Genomic DNA, 19,860 nt, shown 5'->3' on the forward strand with positions numbered 1-19,860 from the left:
GGTGCTGCCGACGCCCTTTTTCTTTTGATCGCGCGCTAGGTTAGGGGCGCGCGCCGGTCATCGGGAAGGTGCCGAAGGGCCCGTTCGAGTTCTCGCCGCTCATCCGCCCGTCCTTGACGGTGACATCGTAGCTGACCGTGATCGGCATCGGCATGGACGCCTTGCCTTCGAACTTCGCGCGGCCGTCCTTCACGCCGCCGGCGACATTGACGGTGCCCTGCTCGGCGGTGACTTTGCCGGTGATGACATTGCCGTTCACGGTCAGGTCCATCACGGCCTTCTGGGGGCCGACCGGGGTCTGGATCACGATGTTCCACTTGCCCACGAAGTCCTGCGGCTTGGCGGTGCTGGCTGCCGCGGCCTTGGCCTTGTCCAGCAGCGCCTGCTTTTCGGCCGGAGCTGCCTGGGCGCGGGCGCGCAGGAAGAAGCGGATGGTTTCCAGGTCACTGTCGGAAATGTCGGGGAAGGGCGGCATGCCGTTCATCTTCAGGCCGCCTTCCTTGACGATCTGCCGGAACGTCGCCGCGTCGGTGATGATCGGCGAATAGCGCAAGTCCGGCGCCGCACCGCCACCCACCGCGTTCCAGCCGTGGCAGACGATGCAGGCCTTGGTGCCGAACAGCATGGCGCCGGCTTGCGCCTTGGCCAGATCGGGCTTGAACGTCGGATCCTGCGGCGGCGTCGGTTCGAGATAGGCGAAGGGCGGGATCGTGTCCTTGCCGTCCAGCGCGAAAGTCAGCACGCGGCGCGGCAGGCGATAGTCGGTGCGGAAGGCAGCATTGCCCAGCGACTGCATGCCCGCGCCCTGGCCGCCCGCGCCGGTGATGACGGTGACGTATTGCTTGCCGTTCATGCGATAGGTGATCGGCGCGCCGACGATCGGGCTCTCGGTCTTGAACGACCAGAGTTCCTTGCCGGTCTTGGCATCGCGGGCGACGAATTTGCCGTCCACCTGCCCTTCGAACACCAGCCCGCCGCCGCTGGCCATCACGCCGCCGGGCCAGGTGCCGGGCAGTTCGACTTCCCAGGCCAGCGTCTGCGTCACCGGGTTCCAGGCGCGCAGGAAGCTCTTGTGGCCGCCGGGCAGTTCCACCTCTGGGATCAGCGTGACGCCCATGCCCTTGCTGATCTCTCCGCCGCCGGCGCCGCCGTCCCCGATCAGCGCGCCCATCTCCAGAACCGGGATGTAGACCAGCCCGGTCTGCGGGCTGTAGGCCTGCGGCATCCACGAATGCGCGCCGGTCGGCCCGGGCCAGAGTTCGAACATGCCGGGCTTGCCGGCATAGCGGATGCCGGGGTTTTCCACCGGACGGCCGGTCTTCTTGTCGATATGATCCGCCCAGGTCACCTTGGCGATCTTCTCGGCCGAGATGAATTCGCCGGTCGCGCGGTCGATCACGTAGAAGAAGCCGTTCTTCGGTGCCTGCATCAGCACCTTGCGGTCCTTCCCGTCGATCTTCAGCGTCGCCAGCGACATGTCGGTGGTGGCGGTGCAGTCCCACTGCTCACCGGGGCAGACCTGATAGTGCCACTTGTATTCGCCGGTATTCGCATCGACCGCGACGATGGAGGCGAGGAACAGGTTGTCTCCGCCGCCGGGGCTGCGCAAGTTCTGGTTGTAGGGGAAGCCGTTGCCGACGCCGAGGTAGATCAGGTTCAGTTCGGGATCGTAGCTGAAGGCGTTCCATGCGGTGCCGCCGCCGCCGCGTCGGGTGCCGTCGGGGTTCTTCCACCCGCTGGGCCATGTCTTGCGCATGACCGCCTCCGCCTTCTGGTTGGCGGGCGTCACTTCATCCCCAGGCGTGGTGTAGACGCGCCAGACCAGCTTGCCGGTCTTCTCGTCATAAGCAGTGACGAAGCCGCGCGCCGGGCTGATGTCCGCGCCGCCGAAGCCGACGATCACCTTGCCGCCGAACACGCGCGGCGCGCCGTTCGAATTGCGCGGGGCCTGATCGGGGTAGTCGTAAGTCTTCCAGGTTTCCTTGCCGGTCTTCGCGTCGAGCGAGATCACGTAACCGTCGGTGGTGGTGAGGAAGACATGTCCGGCATCATAGGCGATGCCCTTGTTGCCCCAGGACATCTGAAGTGCCGACTTCGCGCGTTCGCGGGTGCCGCCGTCGTATTCCCAAAGCTGCTTGCCGGTCACCGCGTCCAGCGCGCGGATGTGCGAATGGCCGCTGGTGAGGAAGACCTTGCCCTCCGCCATCAACGGCGTGCTGGCGGTGTAGCCCGGCTCCAGATCGTAGTGCCAGGCGAGCTTCAGGTTGCCGACGGTATCGGTGTTGATCTCGTCCAGCGGGGAATAGTGCGTTTCGCCGGGGGTACGGCCCCAACTGGGCCATTCGTCCGGATCGGCGATCATGCCCTGTTCGATGGGCTGTGCGGGCTTGTTGCATGCAGAGAGCGCCACGGGCGCCAGGATGGCCAGCGCCAGCTTGAGCGCGCCACTCCTGAGCGCAGTTCTAACGGGACGTGCGGTCACAGCGTCTTCCCCCGGGAATATCTTGTCTTTTCGGACGAAGGGCTATCAGCCGGGAAAGCGCTTGGGAAGACTTGCTATATTGTGTGTATCATATCTTCGGGCCGATCATCGCCCCCGCGAATGGCCGGACGTGAAAGGCCCCGGCCTTCCTGGCGGAAAACCGGGGCCCTCGGGCGATCTGCGGTCCCCAAAGGGGATTAATGGGAACCGGCGCCCATGGGGATGGGGGTGCCTTCCTTCAGGTAGACGCGGTTGTCTTCGATGCGATCGACATTGTCGAAAGCGATGAAGTGATGCGCACCGTCCGAACTGTCGGAACGGGTGAGCTTGATCTGATCGTCCTTCACTTCGTCGATCGTGCCGACATGCTGGCCGGCGGCATCGGCAACTTCCATGTGCTCACGGATGCGCAGCTTCTCAAACATGAGAATTTCTCCCGTTGTATTGGCTTGATACCTAGTAAACGGGGGGCGAAGGGCATCGTTCCGGCACTCGTCCGACCGGAGAAACGCTTCGTGGTCGCGTCGATTTTTTGGGTGAGCCGCGGACCTCTTTTGTATCAGGGCGTGGCGCCCAGCCCGAAGGTGGCGTCGCCGCGCGGGGCAAGCAGGATGCGGTCGCCGTCGATCCCGTCGATCTCGCTGATGGCGATGAACGGGTGGCCGGCCTCTTCCAGCATCACTTCCTGTCCATCCACCCGGTCCACCACGCCCAGCACCGTGCCTTCCGGGCCGATCACGGTCATGCCCTTGCGCACGAAACCCGATTCGGTGGGCCATGATGTCTGGTCGTCGAAGCTCATTGCATATTCTCCGCAAGGGCCGGTTTTGGTGGCTTGAAACAGGCCCAATCTCGCGCGATCCGGCGAGTCGCGCAATCGCCTATGGCCTACCAGTGCTTGCGTCCCTATATTGGGGCATGCGCTAGATATGCCGTTTAAGCTGTGCAAACTTTCCAGCAAGCGGCTCCACTTGTGGTGGATTTTGAGTATCGTGGCCAGCCTGCGCTCCGAGGTTCGCTTCGGGGCCGGAAAGTTCAAGCGCCGCGAATGCCAGCAGTGCCGCCGATGCGGCCGCCAGCAGCCGTCGGCGCGCCTGCAAGAATCGCCATCGGAGTCCGCCCATGCCCCTTCTCGAAGCCCGCAAGACCTATAAGCCCTTCGAATATCCCTGGGCCTACGACTTCTGGAAGACGCAGCAGCAGATCCACTGGCTGCCCGAAGAAGTGCCCCTGGGCGAAGATTGCCGCGACTGGGCACAGAACATCTCTGAGCATGAGCGCAACCTGCTCACCCAGATCTTCCGCTTCTTCACCCAGGCCGACGTGGAAGTGCAGGATTGCTACCACGAGAAGTACGCCCGCGTCTTCAAGCCCACCGAGATCAAGATGATGCTCACCGCCTTCTCCAACATGGAGACGGTGCACATCGCCGCCTATTCGCACCTGCTCGACACCATCGGCATGCCGGAGAGCGAATATGGCGCCTTCCTCGAATACTCCGAACTGAAGGACAAGCACGACTACCTGCAGAAGTTCGGCGTCGACAATGACGAGGATATTGCCCGCACGCTGGCCATGTTCGGCGGCTTCACCGAGGGCGTGCAGCTCTTCGCCAGCTTCGCGATGCTGATGAACTTCCCGCGCTTCAACAAGATGAAGGGCATGGGCCAGATCGTCTCGTGGTCGGTGCGCGACGAATCGCTGCACTGCGAAGGCATCATCCGCCTGTTCCACGCCTTCGTGCAGGAACGCGGCTGCCTGACCAAGGCGGTGAAGGACGATATCGCCGACCAGTGCCAGACCACCGTGCGTCTGGAAGACAACTTCATCGATCTGGCGTTCGAGATGGGCCCGGTTCCGGGCATGACCGCCAAGGACATCAAGAAGTACATCCGCTACATCGCCGACTGGCGTCTGGGCCAGTTGGGCCTGAAGCCGATCTACCTGATCGAGGATCACCCGCTGCCGTGGCTGCAGCCGCTGCTCAACGGCGTGGAGCACGCGAACTTCTTCGAGACGCGCGCGACCGAATACTCGAAGGGCGCCACCCGTGGCGACTGGAACACCGTGTGGTCGAACTTCGATTCGCGCCGCAAGGCCAAGGCCAACGATCTTGAGCCGCTGGTCGAGTTTTCGGAGCCGGACATGTTCGGCGGCACCCAGGCGGCTGAGTAACCGCTAGCGGTCGATCCGCGCTTCCAGGGCGGATTTCGAAACCCCGTATGCCACCGGCATGCGGGGTTTTGTCTTTTCAGGGGCGAGTGGAGGTGGTGCCGCTTGAGCACGCAGCGCGAGTTGGCCGGAACCTAAGCCTGAGCCCTGAGCCCCGAGCCCCGAGCCCCATATCCTGTGCCGATAGACCTCGTCGCCCCCGCGAAGGCGAGGGCCCTGCTTCCTTTTTCCTTGCCGCGAAGAACAAGCGGGATCCCCGCCTTCGCGGGGATCACGAACATAGGGTGTCGAGTGTCAAGCCGCGCCAGACCGCATCAAGCCGCATCAGGCGGCATCGGGCCCTCAGTACGGATGCGAAGGCCGTGCAGCCTCAGCACCAGTTGCGGCGGTATCCTACCCAGCGTTCGGCGAGCCCTTCGGCCACCAGCACTTCGCCCAGGCTCTGCCCGCCGCGCGTGACGACGCGCAGCTTGCGGCCATAGCGGTCGGCATCGCGTCCGTCGGTCCAGGGTTCCAGCGAGAAAGGGCCTTCATTCAGCAACTCGGTCATCCGCGCGGTGGCGCGGGCACCCAGTTGGGCTTCCGCCGCACAGTCGGGCTCGCTGGTTTCGGGCGTGTTGATGTCCGCGATGCGGATTTTCTTGCCCTTATACCAGAAGGTGTCGCCATCGACGATGCAGGTGCGGCGCGCGCGGCCGCTGCAGTGCGCGAAGTGCCCGGCCTCATGGTCCTGCGCCGAGGCGACCGGGGTGTCCGAGCGTCCAGGGGAGGAAGGACCCGATTGCAGCCTGGGCCACAGCACCAGGGCTGCGGCAATCCCCAACGAGGCGAGGATCCAGATGGGGGGGAGGCGCGGCCAGCGCCGTCGCGGTCGTGCGCGGACGAACGGAGGCTGAGGATCGCGGGCGCCGGCAATGGGAATGATATTCGAACGACGGCGGAAGCGCATGAAAACCTGTCGGAATTGTCGGAAAGAAGGACGGCTTCAGGTCCCGTATTCGCGCAGTTCCGGCTCGTCAAATTCACCGCGGCAGGTGCGTATCAGCAGATCGAGTTCCGCGCGGTGCAGCGGGCTCGTCAGCTTCATGCCCAGCGTGCCGCCGCCGGTCCAGCGCACGCGCGCCTCGATCGGGGCGGTGCCTTCGACCTTGAGAATGACCAGGTCGTCATTGTCCAGCGTGAGGATATTGCTCTGCCCCGCGGCCGAAAGGCAGCCGATCCGACATCCTTCCTGCGACAGTTCGACAAGCAGGCCGCTGCCGATGCGACGGCCTTCCCGATAGATCGAGGCCTTTCGGCGCACGGCATAGCGCTGATGCGCGCTGTATCTCAACATCCTCACCGATGGCCCCCGGTCTTTCGCTTACTGAGCAGAGTTCTGGGCGCGCCAGAATTCCGAACAGTAACAAGCCTGCGCTCTCATGATTACCAACTGGTTACCTTATAGACGATCTTGCACCAACAGCGTTGAAAAACTCTCATCCCAGAATGTCGTAGATTCGCCCGATCCAGCTCAACAGGTAGGCAAGGAAGATCAGCGGCAGCGCGATGTGGAAACGGCGATTCGAAATCCATGCGGCAACTATGAACAGCAGGCCGCAGACGATCAGCCGAATCGGATATTCGGGGCCAAGCGCCTCAAGATAGGCAGGCCCCTTGATCGAGGAGTCGATCCAGTCGGCCACGCATACGGCAACCAGCAGGCCAAAGAACCAGCCCCGGCGTGATAGGAAGTAATCCTCGTACCCCGCATAATCGTCCATCCATTCGGGAAACAGCAGGCTGGCCAGCAGATAGTGCAGGAAGGCGTAGCCCAGCACGAAGGCGAACAGTTCGAAGCGCCAGGTGGCCACGCGCTCCAGCCCGAATTCCCACCACCAGAAGTGGATGGTCATCACCAGCACCACTGCCACCCAGGCAAGGTGCGGCAGATAGAGCGGGCGCCGCCGGGGATGCTGGACGATGCCCGATATCCCCGAAAGCACGCGGGTAAGCGCCAGGCCGAGGACAAGGCCCACCAGCACGCGAACGTGCAGGAAAATGTCGCTGGTCGCGGCCGCGTGGCCCACGCTCAACGCCCCGGGAACCCCGGTTGCATGGCCAGGACTTTCAGACCGTCCAGCTGCCGGGATTGGGCATGGGCTGATGCTTCTGCGCGTTGAGCAGGCTCATCACGCAGCGTACGATGACCAGCACGCCCACCGCTGCCAGCACCAGGATGCCGATCACCACGATCAGCAGCAAACCGCCGATGATCGATCCGATCAGGCCGATCCAGAAGGTGTTGATCAGATATTGGTAGTGCGAGGCTTCCCAATCCGCCGTCGCCTCCCCCCGCCAGACATAGGCGAGCACGATACCGACGATCGCCGTGACCCCCGTCACGCACGAGGCCAGATAGAGCAGGCAAATGATCGTCGGATGATTGAATTCGAAACCGGAGCCGGTGCTGCTGCGATCGAGGTCGTCCATGGTAGCCTCCATGATGGCCTGAGGGTCGATGCTGCCTTCAATGCACCTTTGGTGCAAGTATTGTTTCAAAAAGGGAAATTCTCGTCGTGGTGCCAATACTTGCAGGTCGCTGGCGGGCGATGAGTGCAGATTGTCGAATTTACCCTCTGGTCTTGTCGCAAGGCGTGATTACCACTGTCATTGCAAACTGTTACGTCGCGGGGGCGGCTGGTTCGCAGCAGGCAGGCGGGTGAGGGGAGAGACACCGTGACCGAGATTGTGATCGAAACGCGCAATGGCACGCTGGCGGGCGTGGCGGAGGCGGGGATCACGCGCTTCCTGGGCGTGCCTTACGCCCGTGCCGCCCGGTTCGAGGCGCCGGGGCCGGTCGCGCCGTGGCAGGGCACCCGCGCGGCGGACCGCTTCGCCAAGCAGTGCCCCCAGCAGTTCGGCGGCAAGGTCCGCCGCGACGTGCTGGAGAGCGAGACTTATGGGGAGGATTGCCTCTACCTCAACGTGTTCCGTCCAGAAGGCGGGTCGATCGGGCCGAAGCCGGTCCTGGTCTGGATCCACGGCGGCGCGTTCCTGGCGGGCGGATCGAACGCCTACGACGCGTCGCGGTTGGCGCGGGAGGGTGACATCATCGTCGTCACCATCAACTACCGCATCGGCGTGCTGGGCTTCGTCAACTTCACTGATGCGCTGGGTATTCCGGCGATTCCGTCCAACATCGGGTTGCGCGACCAGATCGCCGCACTGGAATGGGTGCGCGACAATATCGCGGACTTCGGCGGCGATCCGGGCAAGGTGACGATCTGCGGCCAGTCCGCCGGATCGATGTCGGTCTCGCTGCTGATGCTCTCTCCCCGTGCGCGCGGCCTGTTTCACGGGGCGGTGATGCAGTCCGGCGCGGTAAGCCTGATCCACGATCGCGAACGATCCATCCGCGATGCGCGGCGCTATGCGGAGGCGCTGAAGCTGGACCAGTCCAGCCTGCAGCGGCTAAAGACCATGGACATTGCCGAGTTGATCGGCGCGCAGGCCGCCGTGGGCAAACAGCTGAAGAACGCGATCCCCGCCGCCCCGTGGTACGACGGGGACGTGCTGCCGGCTTCGTTCGACGAGGCGGTTGCCACTCCGACCGCGCCGGTACCGCTGCTGGCGGGCGCCACGCGCGACGAAGTGCGTCTGTTCGACCTGATGCCGGGGGATATCCTGCCGACCAAGTGGGACGATCTGAAGGGCCTGCTGCGCGACCAGTTCGGCCCGGAGCAGACCGCGCGCATCCTGGCGACTTATCCGCGCAACCGGAAAGGGCGGATCGCGCTGGGCTCGGACCTTACTTTCGTGATGCCCACGCGTCACTTCGCGGAGCGTCATGCGCAGGGCAACCCGACATGGTTCTACCGCTTCGACTATACGCATCCGCTGGTCGGTGCCGCGCATGGGCTGGACCTGACGGTGTTCTGGCCGTTCTCCGGCCTGAAGATGGCACTGGTGCGCGGCGGGCCGGACAAGGGGCGGCGCGCGGAGCTGGGGCAGCGCATGCGCTCCCACGTGGCGCATTTCGTCCGGCACGGCGATCCGGGCGATATCTGGCCGCGCTATGAGGCGGCGACGCGCAAGGTGCGGATCTACGATCTGGCGGACAGCTTCGCGGCGAACCCGGAAGCGGAGCGCTATGCCGCCTGGGCCGGACGCGATGTGGAGCCGGGGCGGGGGAAGTAGGGGGCTTCACTCGGCCAGTCCGCGAACCTGCCGCAACACCAAGCCTCGTCATCCCCGCGAAGGCGGGGATCCCGCTTTTCTTGCGCGCATGGCAAAAAGGAAGCGGGGTCCCGCCTTCGCGGGGGCGACGGGACTGATGGGAAAGGTGCCTGCCTGACCGGCAACCTCGTTAGTTCAGCCCCAGAAACAGCCCGGCCAGCGCCGCGCTCATCAGGTTGGACAGGCTACCGGCGCAGAGCGCGCGCACGCCAAGGCGGGCGATGATCGGGCGCTGGTTGGGGGCAAGCCCGCCGGTCACCGCCATCTGGATCGCGATCGACGAGAAGTTGGCAAACCCGCACAGCGCGAACGTCACCACCGCCACCGTGCGCGCGGAAAGTTCCTTCATGTTGCCAAGGTCGATGAAGGCCACGAACTCGTTCAGCACGATCTTGCTGCCGAACAGGCTGCCCGCCTGCATCGCCTCATGCCAGTCCGGCGTGGCGAGCAGGTAGAACACCGGCGCGAAGACGTAGCCGAGCAGGCCCTGGAAGGTCACGCCGGTAAAGCCGAACAGGCTGCCGACCCAGCCGACCAGACCGTTGGCCAGCGCGATCAGCGCCACGAAGGCCAGCACCATCGCGCCCACGGCGACGGCCAGCTTCACGCCGGTCTGTGCGCCCTGCGATGCGGCCATGATGATGTTGGCGGGCTTTTCCTCGTCATGCTCGACGGCTTCGGGCTCGTCGATATGCACGCCGGGAAGGTGCGTCACGTCCGCGCGGTTCAGCGCCGCGGCGGCGGCCCCGGCGGGCGGCAGCGTGCCTTCGTGGACGTCTTCCTCTTCAGCGACAGGATCGACCGGAACCGGTTTGGGATCGGGCATGATCATCTTCGCCATGAAGATGCCGCCCGGCGCCGACATGAATGCAGCGGCCACCAGATAGTCGATGCGAATGCCCATCGAGGCATAGGCGGCCAGGATCGTGCCGGCCACGCCCGCCAGGCCCACGCTCATCACGCAGAACAGCTGCGATGGGTTGAGGTTGGCAAGGTAGGGGCGGATCACCAGCGGAGCCTCGCTCTGCCCCACGAAGATATTGGACGCGGCGCAAAGGCTTTCCACCTTGCTGATCCCGGTCACCTTCTCAAGCCCGCCACCGATCCAGCGCACCACCAGCGGCATGATCTTCAGGTAATAGAGGATCGAGATCAGCGATGCGAAGAAGATGATCACGGGCAGGGCGGAGATCGCGAAGGAGTGGCCGCCGATTTCCGGGCTGGCCAGCGGGCCGAACAGGAATTCCACGCCGGCATGGGCATAGCCCAGCAGGCTTTCCACGCCCGCCGCGGCGCCGCCCAGCAGGTCCTTGCCGAACGGAACGTAGAGCACCAGCGCGGCCAGACCGGCCTGAAGCGCGAACGCCGCACCCACCACGCGCAGGCGGATTGCCCGGCGGTTGGTGGAAAGAAGAAAGGCGAAGGCCATGATGAGAACGATGCCAAGCAGGCTGTAGGCGACGTGCATCGTCCCCGGGTCTCCAAAAAACATGCTGAATCTGTGCGCAAACCTAAAGGCGCGCATTCGTGGCGGCTAGTGCAATTGTGCCAAGCCCGTTAGAGCATCGTCATGGAACCGCAAGCCCCGGCAAGCGCGCAGTCCCGCGCGATTCTCATTCCCCGTTCGATGTTCGTCTTCTCCACTCTCTATGGCGGGTTGGTGGTGCTGGCCGGTGTGCTGGGCATCAAGATCGCCTCTCTGGGCCACTGGCCGGTGGTGGGCGACCTGGCGGTGGAATCGGGCATCTTCGCGTTCCTGCTGCTGGTGGTGCTGTCCAGCGCGGTGGCGGAACTGCACGGCACCGCCGTCGCCAACCGTCTGATCCGCTTCGGTTTCATCCCGCTGATCGTGTCGATGAGCTTGCTGACGCTGGTGATCCACGTCGTTCCGCCGGCTCCGTTCTGGCAGGACCAGGAGGCCTATGCCCGCCTGCTGGGGCAAGGCGCGCGCATGCAGTTCGCGGGGCTGGTTTCCTACGGCGTATCGCAGACGCTGAACGTCATGGTGTTCTCCCGCCTCGCCGCCGGCCGCGAAGGCGCGATGCTGATGTTGCGCGCGTGGATTGCCAGCCTGCTGTCACAAGTGGTCGATACCCTGATCTTCATCACGATCTCGTTCGCGGGCGTGCTGCCGCTGTGGTCGATCATGGAAGGGCAGATCATTTCCAAGCTGCTGCTCTCCACGATCATGGTGCCGCCGTTCATCTGGCTGTTCGTGAAGCTGGGCCGCAAGCTGGACGGAGTTTGATTGAAAATCCGCCAAAGGCGGATTTTGGCGACACCAGCCCACTCCCCCACCCGATCTCCCCTACCGGGTAGAATCTGGGAGGTCGGGTGGGGGAGCGGGCTGGTGCCGCAAGCCTTCGACGGATGTCGAAGGCGCACTCGCGAAAAAGCATGTTTTATTTCTGAGCAAGGGGTCTAAAGCGCGCCCATGCCGAATCCTCACGATCCCGCCATGCTCTCGAAGGCCGAGACGCTCGTCGATGCGCTGCCCTACATGCAGCGGTATGCCGGTCGCACGTTCGTCGTAAAGTACGGCGGCCATGCCATGGGCGATCCCGAACTGGCGCGCGACTTTGCCGAGGATGTGGTGCTGCTGAAGGCAGTGGGCATCAACCCCGTGGTCGTCCACGGCGGCGGCCCGCAGATCGGTGCCATGCTGAAGACCATGGGCGTCGAATCGCGCTTCGTGGACGGGCTTCGCGTTACCGACAAGGAAACCGCGAAAGTCGCCGAAATGGTGCTCTCCGGCGTGATCAACAAGGAAATCGTCGGCTGGATCAGCGAAGCCGGCGGCAAGGCCATGGGCATTTCCGGCAAGGACGGCGGCCTCGTCACCGCGTCCAAGGTCCAGCGCACCGCCAAGGACCCGGACAGCAACATCGAACGCGTAGTCGACTTGGGCTTCGTGGGTGAGCCGGCCAAGATCGACATCAGCGTGATCGAGACGATCTCGGCCGCCGGCATGATCCCGGTGATCGCGCCGATCGCCCCGGGCGAGGACGGCCAGACCTACAACATCAATGCGGACACGATGGCCGGCGCCATTGCCGCCGCCCTCGGCGCCGCGCGCCTGTTCCTGCTGACCGACGTGCACGGCGTGCTGGACAAGCAGGGCGAACTGCTGACCGACCTGAAGCCTTCAGACATCAAGGGCCTTCAGCAAGACGGCACGATTTCGGGCGGGATGATCCCCAAGCTGGAAACCTGCGTTCACGCGGTGGAGGCCGGTTGCGAGGCGGCCGTCGTGCTTGACGGGCGTGTTTCCCATGCCATGTTGCTGGAAATATTCACGCAGGAAGGCGCCGGCACCTTGATCCGCGCCGGCTAGAATAATCCTGCAGCGGGGGGAAATTCCGGCAGAAAGGCCCATTCGAACACAATGCGTACCAGTTTCCTTCTCGCCCCGGTCGCCTCCCTTTCGGCCCTCGCGCTGCTGCTCGCGGGCTGTTCCAAGGAGCCGGCCGCCGCACCCAGCGGCGCGGCGAGCATGGAAGCGAGTGAGGCCGCTGCCGTCACCGAAGATACGCCCAGTGAAGATGCGACGGGCGCGGTGTCTGCCGATATCGCCAAACTGGATCTCGCTGCGCTGAACGAACGCCGCGATCCGGAACGCCTGCTGCGCTTCTACACCAATGCCCTGCGTGCGGGTGCCTGGGCGGATGCTGCCCGGGCCTGGAGTCTCGACGCGCAGATGACGCCCGAAAAGCTGGCCAAGGAATTCGGCGGCGATGCCGGGCCGAAGATCGCGGTGGGCAAGGGCGATGTCGCCGGCGCTGCCGGATCGCTCTATTACGAGGCGCCGCTGGTGATCGATTTTGCCGATGGCCGCCCCTCGCGCCGCGGCACCATCGTCCTGCGCCGCGTCAACGATGTGCCGGGGGCCAGCGAAGAACAGCTCAACTGGCGGATCGAGCGGACGTCGACGCTGCCGCAGTAAGTCCGGTCCCGCAGCCCGAAGCAAGCGGGCGTTCGGGCCCGATTTCGGCGCTGATCGATCCCTGTTGCACTGCGATGGACGCGCCCTTGCCCCGGCGCCGTCCATTCGGCTATCAGCACTTCAGAAATTTGCTGGAAAGTCCGCAGCTCGCGGGCATCTTCGCATTCCCACGCATCCAAGGAGCCGGCGTTGCTGTTCCTCACCCTCTACCAGATCATCGATTACCTGATCAGCATCATCGTCTTCGTGGTGATCGTGCAGTTCGTGCTCGGCCTGCTGATCGCGTTCAACGTGGTCAACACGCACAACCAGTTCGTCTCGGCGCTCTGGACCGCGCTCAACGCGATCCTTGAGCCGATGCTGCGGCCGATCCGGCGGATCATGCCGAACACCGGCGCGATCGACTTTTCGCCGATGGTGCTGATCATCGGCCTGAAGGTCATCCAGATCATCGTCGGCAACCTTGCAAGGGCGTACTACTGATGACGCAGGCAGCCATTATCGACGGCAAGGCCTTTGCCGAAGGCCTGCGCGCCCGCGTCGGCACTGCCGCCGTCGGGTTCGAGGCGCGCACGGGCCGCAAGCCCGGCCTTGCCGTGGTGTTGGTGGGCGAAGACCCGGCCAGCCAGGTCTACGTGCGCAACAAGGGCAAGCAGACCTTGGCCGCCGGCATGAACAGCTTCGAACACAAGCTGCCGGCCGACACCAGCGAGGACGATCTGCTGGCGGTGGTGCGCCAGCTGAATGAAGACCCGGCCGTGGACGGTATCCTCGTCCAGCTGCCGCTGCCGTCGCACATGAACGAGCAGAAGGTGATCGCCACGATCAACCCCGACAAGGACGTGGACGGCTTCCACGTCGTCAACGTCGGGCGTCTCGCCACCGGCCTGCCGGGCTTCGTGCCTTGCACGCCGCTGGGCTGCGTGATGCTGCTGAAGGACAGGCTGGGCTCGCTCTCCGGGCTCGACGCCGTGGTGATCGGCCGCTCGAACATCGTCGGCAAGCCGATGGCACAGCTGCTGATCGCGGAAAGCTGCACCGTCACCGTCGCGCATAGCCGCACCAAGGACCTGGCCGAAGTCGTCCGCCGCGCCGATATCGTCGTCGCCGCCGTCGGCCGCCCGGAAATGGTCAAGGGGGACTGGCTGAAGCCCGGCGCCACCGTGATCGACGTGGGCATCAACCGCGTTCCCGGTGCCGAGGAAGGCAAGACCAGGCTGGTCGGCGACGTCGATTTCGCCTCGGCTGCCGAAGTTGCCGGTGCGATCACCCCGGTTCCCGGCGGCGTCGGCCCGATGACCATCGCCGTGCTGCTGCGCAACACCATCGTCGCCGCCCACCGCAACGCCGGTCTGGACTTCGACGAGAGCGCGCTTTGATCCTGCGCCGGGCGATCGCCGGAGCGGCCATGCTGGCGCTGGTGACGACACCGGCGCTGGCGCGGCGGCCGGATCGGGCGCCCGGCGTCGGCACTGCCAACCCCAGCGCGCTGATTGCGGCGGAGATCGCCTTCGCCCGCATGGCGCGCGAAAAGGGGCAGTGGACCGCCTTTCGCGAGACCGCTGCCGAAGACGCGGTGATGTTCGTGCCCCAGCCCGTCCGCGCGCAAACCTGGCTGAGCGGCCGTAAGGATCCGCCGGCCTCCGTCCAGTGGCAGCCCACGCAAGTCTGGATGAGCTGTGACGGTACGCTGGGCGTCACCAAGGGCGCGTGGCAGCAGCCGGACGGTTCGGTCGGCTACTTCACCACGATCTGGCAGAAGCGCTGGAAGAAGACCGACTATCGCTGGGTGCTGGATCAGGGCGATAGCCTGGCCCAGCCGCTGCCGGACAGCGACATGCTCTCGGCCTCCGTGGCGGATTGCCCCGCCGGTGGCGGCCCCCGCGGCGATATGCAGCGTCCCGAACCTGCCAAGGGCGCGCCCGGCATGACCGGCGAAGGCCGATCGGACGACGGCACGTTGACCTGGCGCTACAGCGTCGCGGCGGATCAGTCGCGATCGCTGGTCGTCTCGCTGATGAAGAACGGCACCATGACCGAAGTGATGCGCAGCGACGTCGCCGCGCCGAAGGCCCCGTAAAGCGAATGTACGAACTCTTTCTCAGCGCCTTCGTCACGCTCTTCGTCGTGATCGACCCGCCCGGCTGCGCGCCGATCTACGCCGGTCTCTCGGCCGAGGCGAACCGGTCGCAGGCGATATCCATGGCGGGCCGCGCCTGCCTGATCGCCACGGCCATCCTGGTCGTCTTCGCGCTGTTCGGCGCCCGCCTGCTGGGCGCGCTGCACATCGAACTCAATGCCTTCCGCATCGCCGGCGGCATCATGCTGTTCATGATCGCCATCGACATGGTTTTCGAAAAGCGCACCCAGCGCCGCGAGGAACGGGCCGAGAAGATCATCGCCCACAACATGGAAACGCCTGAGGTGGATGACGTTTCGGTGTTCCCGATGGCCATGCCGATGCTGGCGGGCCCGGGCTCGATCGCGACGATCATGCTGTTGACCTCGCGCGCGCATGGCATGGAAGAGACGCTGGCGGTGCTTGCCGCGATGGCCGCCGTGATGGCGATCAGCTTCGTGGCGCTTGCCGCTGCCGGGCCGCTGATGCGGGTGCTGGGCGACAAGGTCGAAGCGGTGATCACGCGCCTGCTGGGCGTGTTGCTGGCCGCCTTGGCCGCGCAATATGTGATCGACGGCGTGAAGGCCGTGCTGCACTGAGTTTCCGGGGCCGCCGCCAGTTCGGCGAGCGACCTCTCCCAAAACTACCCCGTCATCCCCGCGAAGGCGGGGATCCCGCTTGTTCTGCGCGCGCGTGGCAAAAAGAAAGCGGGGCCCCCGCCTTCGCGGGGGCGACGAGGTGTATTAGGGAGCGTCGTGGGGCAAAATAAGCGAGTGGCTTACGTTGCCGGCATAAGCGAGTGCTTTACCCCGCCAGCGCCAGCTTCGCCGCTTCCTCGCGCACCACGCGCGGCTGATCCGGCCAAATGCCGCGCGTGTCGTAGACCAGCTTGTCCGCACGTTCTGCCAGCGGCACCACGCGGAACACGTCATGGTCGACGAGGACGATCAGGATCTCACACGTCTCCAGCGCATCGTCGATGTCGATTTGCACGGCGCCGGTGTCGGTGAACTCGATCGGAAGCTGCGCCGCATAGGGCTCCACCACATGGATGCGGCTGCCGAACTTGCGGGCGAGGCGGCTGGTGACGAAGCGGGCCGGGCTCTCGCGGAAATCGTCGATATTGGCCTTGAAGGCCAGGCCAAGGCAGGCGACCTTGGCCTCCGGATTGGCTTCCACCAGCGCTTCGGCCTTGGCGATCACGTGGTGCATCTTGTGATCGTTGACGCCGCGCGCGGTGCGGATCAGCGGGGTATCCTCAGGCGCGCCGTGTACGATGAACCAGGGATCGACGGCGATGCAGTGGCCGCCAACGCCGGGGCCGGGAGTCAGGATGTTCACGCGCGGGTGGCGGTTGGCAAGGCGGATCACCTCCCACACGTCCAGCCCCATGCGGTCCGCCACCATCGACAGTTCGTTGGCGAAGGCGATGTTGACGTCGCGATAGGCGTTCTCGACCAGCTTGGTCATCTCGGCCGAGCGGGCATCGGTGGTCACGCACTCACCGCGCACGAAGCGCTTGTAGAACGCCAGCGCCTTGCGCGCGCAGCGCGGGGTGATGCCGCCGATCGAGCGATCGTTGTTGGTCAGTTCCTCAAGGATGCGGCCGGGCAGCACACGCTCGGGGCAATAGGCGATCGAGACATCCGGAGTGTCGCGGGTGAGGCCGGGGATCTTCAGGTCCGGCCGCAGTTCGGCGATCAGGTCGCGCAGCTGCTCGGTGGTGCCGACCGGCGAGGTCGATTCCAGAATCACCACGTCGCCCGCCTTCAGTACCGGCGCGACCGAGCGCCCGGCAGCAAGGACGTAGGAAATGTCCGGCGCATGGTCCTTATCGAACGGCGTCGGTACCGCGATCACGAAAACATCGGCAGGCGCAATCTCGGTCGAGGCCGAGAGTAGCCCGCGCGAAACCACGCCTTGAACGAGGCCGTCCAGATCGACTTCCTCGATATGGATCTCGCCCCGGTTGATGGTATCAACGACCGCCTGGGAGACGTCGAGGCCCAGCACCTTACACCCGGCGCGGGCGATCACTGCGGCGGTGGGAAGGCCGATATAGCCGAGGCCGACGACGCAAACGTCAGGCGGCGAACCTGTCCGGCTCATTGGGATACTCCGTGATTGGCATTGGAAGTTCGCTGGGTAGGAGCGGCGCGCCGGGCGGGCTGGCTGTCCCGGCCAAGCGTCGTGACGCCCCCAGCGAACTTCCAATGCCAACCCCGAAGGGGCGGGCCAATTTTGGCCCATTGCTGCGTTGCTCGTCGGTCACAATGGGCGAGCATTGCTCCCTCCTCGCGTCTTGCACTGGGCCAAAATTGGCTCCGTCCCGGAGCATCCCAATGAGCCGGACAGGTTCGTTTATCCGATTTCACTGGCAAGCAACTCCACGATTCGGCGCGAGGAATGCCCGTCCCCGAAGGGGTTATGGGCGCGCGCCATGGACTCGTATGCCACTCTATCGTCCAGCAGGGTTGATAATTCGGTAACGATCGTATCGGCCGAAGTTCCGACCAGTTTCGCGGTTCCGGCCATGACGCCTTCCGGCCGTTCGGTCGTTTCGCGCATCACCAGCACCGGCTTGCCCAGCGCGGGTGCTTCCTCCTGCACGCCGCCCGAATCAGTCAGCATGATCTCGGCAATGGAGATCAGGCGGGCGAAGTGGGGGTAGTCGAGGGGTTCGATCAGGGCGACGTTGTCCAACCCGGAAAGCCGCTCGTTCATCACCTTGCGCACATTGGGGTTGAGGTGGACGGGGAAGATCACCGCCACGTCCGGGCGGGCGGCGATCTGGCGGATGGCGCTCGCGATCTGCTCCATCCCTTCGCCAAAGTTCTCGCGCCGATGGCTGGTAACGCCGATGATCCGCTTGCCGGCGAAACGCGCTTCCAGATCGGCGAGGCCGGCGGCAAGTGCGGGCTGACGTTCGATCTCGGCAACCACCCAGTGCAGCGCGTCGATCACCGTGTTGCCGGTAACGTGGACGCGCGCGGGGGCGACATTCTCGTGCAGCAGCGCAGCCTGTGAGGTTTCGGTCGGCGCGAAGTGCAGGCTGGCCATGGCGCCGATGATCTTGCGGTTTACTTCCTCGGGCCAGGGATGGTGGATATTGCCCGAGCGCAGGCCGGCCTCGACATGATCGACCGGCAGCTTGCGGTAATAGGCGGCCAGTGCGCCGGCCATGGCAGTGGCGGTGTCGCCCTGCACGATCACGCGATCGGGCTGCACCGCGTCCATCACCTTGCCCAGCCCGGTCAGCAAATTCGCCGTCAGCGCATCCAGCGTCTGGTCGGGTTGCATCACGTCCAGATCGTGATCGGGCACAATTCCGGCGATCTCCAGCACCTGATCGAGCATCTGGCGATGCTGCGCGGAAACGCAGACCACGCATTCGAAGCGCGGATCGGCCTTCAGCGCATGGACGAGCGGAAAGAGCTTGATGGCTTCCGGCCGGGTGCCGAAGACGAGGAGGATGCGGGCGGGCTTGGTCATGCAGGCGGGCTATCAGCCTAATGTTAAGCTTGGGATAAAGCAGTCATGCGGCGAGCGGGCGTACGACGGGGTCATCGTCGTTCGCGGAAGACGGTCGGATGCGTGGGCGACGCCGCGCGCGGGCCATCCGCTGGCGCGTGCGCTGCAAGGGCCGCTTTGCAAGGCCCGAAAGCAGCGCGCCAACGGCCTTGATCCGCACACTGGCCGCCAGGATCGCCACGGTCGCCAAGGCATCGATCAGCGTCGAAATTTCGAAGGTCATCGCCCAGGAAGTCACTTCCGGCAACGCCATCGACGAGATGTGCAGGCCTTCCCCGCCCATCAACCAGAATAGAAGACCGAAGAATGCAGCCAGCCCCAGCGTGAGCAGCACATGCCCGCGCGTGATCCTCCCCAGCTTTCGGGCGAGAGGGATCATCAGGCCATTATGCCACATCCGCCCGCGCAGGCTGTTGCGGGGTGCGGAGGCCAGGGTCAGCACGGCGAACAGGGTGAGCAGTTTCAAGGCGATCACGATCATCGAAGTCTCGCGTAAATGCTTGCAGCGGTGCGATATTGCAGCCGATCACGCTGCTGCCGAAATTAATTGGTGGCAAGACCCCGCCCTTTCAATGCCGGAGAGGCGGGCGGCCCGTGTGGACAAATGGGGCGGGCCTCTTGCCCCGGTCCGCCCCATCGGCAATCACCGGAGCATGTCTATCCTGAGCGACAAGTGGATCCGCGAGCAAGCGCTCGAACACGGCATGATCGAGCCTTTCGTCGAGGCGCAGCGGCGTGACGGCTGCATATCCTACGGCCTCTCGTCCTACGGCTATGACGCGCGCGTTGCGCCGGAGTTCAAGATCTTCACCAACGTCGATTCGGCGGTGGTCGATCCCAAGGACTTCGACAGCAATTCCTTCGTGGACCGCGAGACGGACGTCTGCGTGATCCCGCCCAACTCTTTCGCTTTGGCCCGCACCGTCGAATACTTCCGGGTGCCGCGCGACGTGCTGGTGATCTGCCTGGGCAAGAGCACCTATGCGCGCTGCGGCATCATCGTGAACGTCACCCCGCTGGAGCCGGGCTGGGAAGGGCATGTGACGCTGGAATTTTCCAACACCACGCCGCTGCCGGCCAAGATCTACGCCAATGAAGGCGCGTGCCAGTTCCTGTTCCTCAAGGGCAACGAGCCTTGCGAGACCAGCTATGCGGACCGCGCGGGCAAGTACATGGGGCAGCTGGGTGTGACGCTGCCGAAGCTTTGAGACTGAGGGCGTCCGAGGGCTAAGCCCTTGCACTTGCAAATCCCCGATTCGCGCGTGTGCGGTAGCGCTGAGTAACTCTCGACGCGTCCCGGCAAAACCTCGTCATCCCCGCGAAGGCGGGGATCCCGCTTGTTCTTGCGAGCGTGGCGAAAAGGAAGCGGGGCCCCCGCCTTCGCGGGGGCGACGG

General features: G+C 64.8%; 21 protein-coding genes. 10 read left to right on the forward strand and 11 right to left on the reverse strand.

Going from position 1 to position 19,860, the window contains the following annotated elements:
• Window positions 1-40 precede the first annotated feature (40 nt).
• From WBP07_RS17690 to WBP07_RS17700, 3 genes are all read right to left on the reverse strand, one after another.
• A complete protein-coding gene (locus WBP07_RS17690; RefSeq protein ID WP_395392978.1) occupies window positions 41-2,482 on the reverse strand; it encodes a PQQ-dependent dehydrogenase, methanol/ethanol family in 2,442 nt (813 codons plus the stop codon).
• 197 nt (window positions 2,483-2,679) lie between these two features.
• Window positions 2,680-2,907 (reverse strand): DUF2171 domain-containing protein, encoded by a 228-nt coding sequence (locus tag WBP07_RS17695; RefSeq protein WP_395392979.1) that lies wholly within the window; start codon window positions 2,905-2,907, stop codon window positions 2,680-2,682.
• A gap of 134 nt (window positions 2,908-3,041) precedes the next feature.
• On the reverse strand, window positions 3,042-3,284 hold the full coding sequence (locus WBP07_RS17700) for a DUF2171 domain-containing protein (protein WP_395392980.1): 243 nt from the start codon (window positions 3,282-3,284) through the stop codon (window positions 3,042-3,044).
• 320 nt (window positions 3,285-3,604) lie between these two features.
• On the opposite strand from WBP07_RS17700, the gene WBP07_RS17705 reads away from it, so the two are divergent.
• Window positions 3,605-4,657, forward strand: coding sequence for a ribonucleotide-diphosphate reductase subunit beta (locus WBP07_RS17705; protein WP_395392981.1), 1,053 nt, complete (start codon window positions 3,605-3,607; stop codon window positions 4,655-4,657).
• Window positions 4,658-5,024: 367 nt separating this feature from the next.
• Here WBP07_RS17705 and WBP07_RS17710 read toward each other — a convergent pair whose 3' ends face one another.
• The 4 genes from WBP07_RS17710 to WBP07_RS17725 form a co-directional block, all read right to left on the reverse strand.
• Window positions 5,025-5,456 carry a thermonuclease family protein gene (locus tag WBP07_RS17710; RefSeq protein ID WP_395392982.1) on the reverse strand — a complete coding sequence of 144 codons (432 nt, stop codon included), beginning with the start codon at window positions 5,454-5,456 and terminating at the stop codon, window positions 5,025-5,027.
• Window positions 5,457-5,639: 183 nt separating this feature from the next.
• Window positions 5,640-5,990 (reverse strand): PilZ domain-containing protein, encoded by a 351-nt coding sequence (locus WBP07_RS17715; RefSeq protein WP_395392983.1) that lies wholly within the window; start codon window positions 5,988-5,990, stop codon window positions 5,640-5,642.
• A gap of 142 nt (window positions 5,991-6,132) precedes the next feature.
• Entirely contained in the window at window positions 6,133-6,723 is a 591-nt protein-coding gene (locus tag WBP07_RS17720) for a hypothetical protein (protein WP_395395830.1), read from the reverse strand.
• Window positions 6,724-6,763: 40 nt separating this feature from the next.
• Window positions 6,764-7,126 carry a DUF4870 family protein gene (locus WBP07_RS17725; RefSeq protein WP_395392984.1) on the reverse strand — a complete coding sequence of 121 codons (363 nt, stop codon included), beginning with the start codon at window positions 7,124-7,126 and terminating at the stop codon, window positions 6,764-6,766.
• Window positions 7,127-7,372: 246 nt separating this feature from the next.
• On the opposite strand from WBP07_RS17725, the gene WBP07_RS17730 reads away from it, so the two are divergent.
• Window positions 7,373-8,833 carry a carboxylesterase/lipase family protein gene (locus WBP07_RS17730; RefSeq protein ID WP_395392985.1) on the forward strand — a complete coding sequence of 487 codons (1,461 nt, stop codon included), beginning with the start codon at window positions 7,373-7,375 and terminating at the stop codon, window positions 8,831-8,833.
• Window positions 8,834-9,002: 169 nt separating this feature from the next.
• Here the strand turns inward: WBP07_RS17730 and WBP07_RS17735 are convergent, their stop codons facing one another.
• Complete coding sequence (locus WBP07_RS17735; RefSeq protein WP_395392987.1) at window positions 9,003-10,340, reverse strand: NupC/NupG family nucleoside CNT transporter; 1,338 nt, start codon at window positions 10,338-10,340, stop codon at window positions 9,003-9,005.
• A 102-nt stretch (window positions 10,341-10,442) separates the two neighbouring features.
• Between WBP07_RS17735 and WBP07_RS17740 the strand changes: the two genes are divergently transcribed.
• The 7 genes from WBP07_RS17740 to WBP07_RS17770 all read left to right on the forward strand — a co-directional run bounded on the left by WBP07_RS17740 (window position 10,443) and on the right by WBP07_RS17770 (window position 15,533).
• Window positions 10,443-11,120 (forward strand): queuosine precursor transporter, encoded by a 678-nt coding sequence (locus tag WBP07_RS17740; RefSeq protein WP_395392989.1) that lies wholly within the window; start codon window positions 10,443-10,445, stop codon window positions 11,118-11,120.
• A 186-nt stretch (window positions 11,121-11,306) separates the two neighbouring features.
• Window positions 11,307-12,206, forward strand: a complete 900-nt coding sequence (argB, locus tag WBP07_RS17745; protein WP_395392990.1) for an acetylglutamate kinase — start codon at window positions 11,307-11,309, stop codon at window positions 12,204-12,206.
• Between the two features lie 51 nt (window positions 12,207-12,257).
• Window positions 12,258-12,815, forward strand: coding sequence for a hypothetical protein (locus WBP07_RS17750; protein ID WP_395392992.1), 558 nt, complete (start codon window positions 12,258-12,260; stop codon window positions 12,813-12,815).
• 189 nt (window positions 12,816-13,004) lie between these two features.
• Entirely contained in the window at window positions 13,005-13,298 is a 294-nt protein-coding gene (locus WBP07_RS17755; protein WP_395392993.1) for a YggT family protein, read from the forward strand.
• Window positions 13,298-14,194 (forward strand): bifunctional methylenetetrahydrofolate dehydrogenase/methenyltetrahydrofolate cyclohydrolase FolD, encoded by an 897-nt coding sequence (folD, locus tag WBP07_RS17760; RefSeq protein ID WP_395392994.1) that lies wholly within the window; start codon window positions 13,298-13,300, stop codon window positions 14,192-14,194. The genes WBP07_RS17755 and folD overlap by 1 nt, the downstream gene beginning before the upstream one ends.
• On the forward strand, window positions 14,191-14,895 hold the full coding sequence (locus WBP07_RS17765) for a hypothetical protein (protein ID WP_395392995.1): 705 nt from the start codon (window positions 14,191-14,193) through the stop codon (window positions 14,893-14,895). The genes folD and WBP07_RS17765 overlap by 4 nt, the downstream gene beginning before the upstream one ends.
• Before the next feature lie 5 nt (window positions 14,896-14,900).
• Complete coding sequence (locus WBP07_RS17770; protein WP_395392997.1) at window positions 14,901-15,533, forward strand: MarC family protein; 633 nt, start codon at window positions 14,901-14,903, stop codon at window positions 15,531-15,533.
• Between the two features lie 205 nt (window positions 15,534-15,738).
• Here the strand turns inward: WBP07_RS17770 and wecC are convergent, their stop codons facing one another.
• The 3 genes from wecC to WBP07_RS17785 all read right to left on the reverse strand — a co-directional run bounded on the left by wecC (window position 15,739) and on the right by WBP07_RS17785 (window position 18,946).
• The gene (gene wecC, locus WBP07_RS17775) at window positions 15,739-17,043 is read right to left on the reverse strand and encodes a UDP-N-acetyl-D-mannosamine dehydrogenase (RefSeq protein WP_395392999.1); all 1,305 of its coding nucleotides are present in this window, start codon (window positions 17,041-17,043) and stop codon (window positions 15,739-15,741) included.
• 252 nt (window positions 17,044-17,295) lie between these two features.
• Window positions 17,296-18,426, reverse strand: a complete 1,131-nt coding sequence (gene wecB / locus WBP07_RS17780) for a non-hydrolyzing UDP-N-acetylglucosamine 2-epimerase (RefSeq protein WP_395393000.1) — start codon at window positions 18,424-18,426, stop codon at window positions 17,296-17,298.
• A 43-nt stretch (window positions 18,427-18,469) separates the two neighbouring features.
• Entirely contained in the window at window positions 18,470-18,946 is a 477-nt protein-coding gene (locus WBP07_RS17785) for a hypothetical protein (RefSeq protein ID WP_395393002.1), read from the reverse strand.
• A gap of 172 nt (window positions 18,947-19,118) precedes the next feature.
• On the opposite strand from WBP07_RS17785, the gene dcd reads away from it, so the two are divergent.
• Window positions 19,119-19,673 carry a dCTP deaminase gene (dcd, locus tag WBP07_RS17790; protein ID WP_395393003.1) on the forward strand — a complete coding sequence of 185 codons (555 nt, stop codon included), beginning with the start codon at window positions 19,119-19,121 and terminating at the stop codon, window positions 19,671-19,673.
• The last annotated feature ends 187 nt before the right edge of the window (window positions 19,674-19,860 follow it).

The organism is Novosphingobium oxfordense, assembly GCF_044029435.1.
GTDB lineage: Bacteria > Pseudomonadota > Alphaproteobacteria > Sphingomonadales > Sphingomonadaceae > Novosphingobium.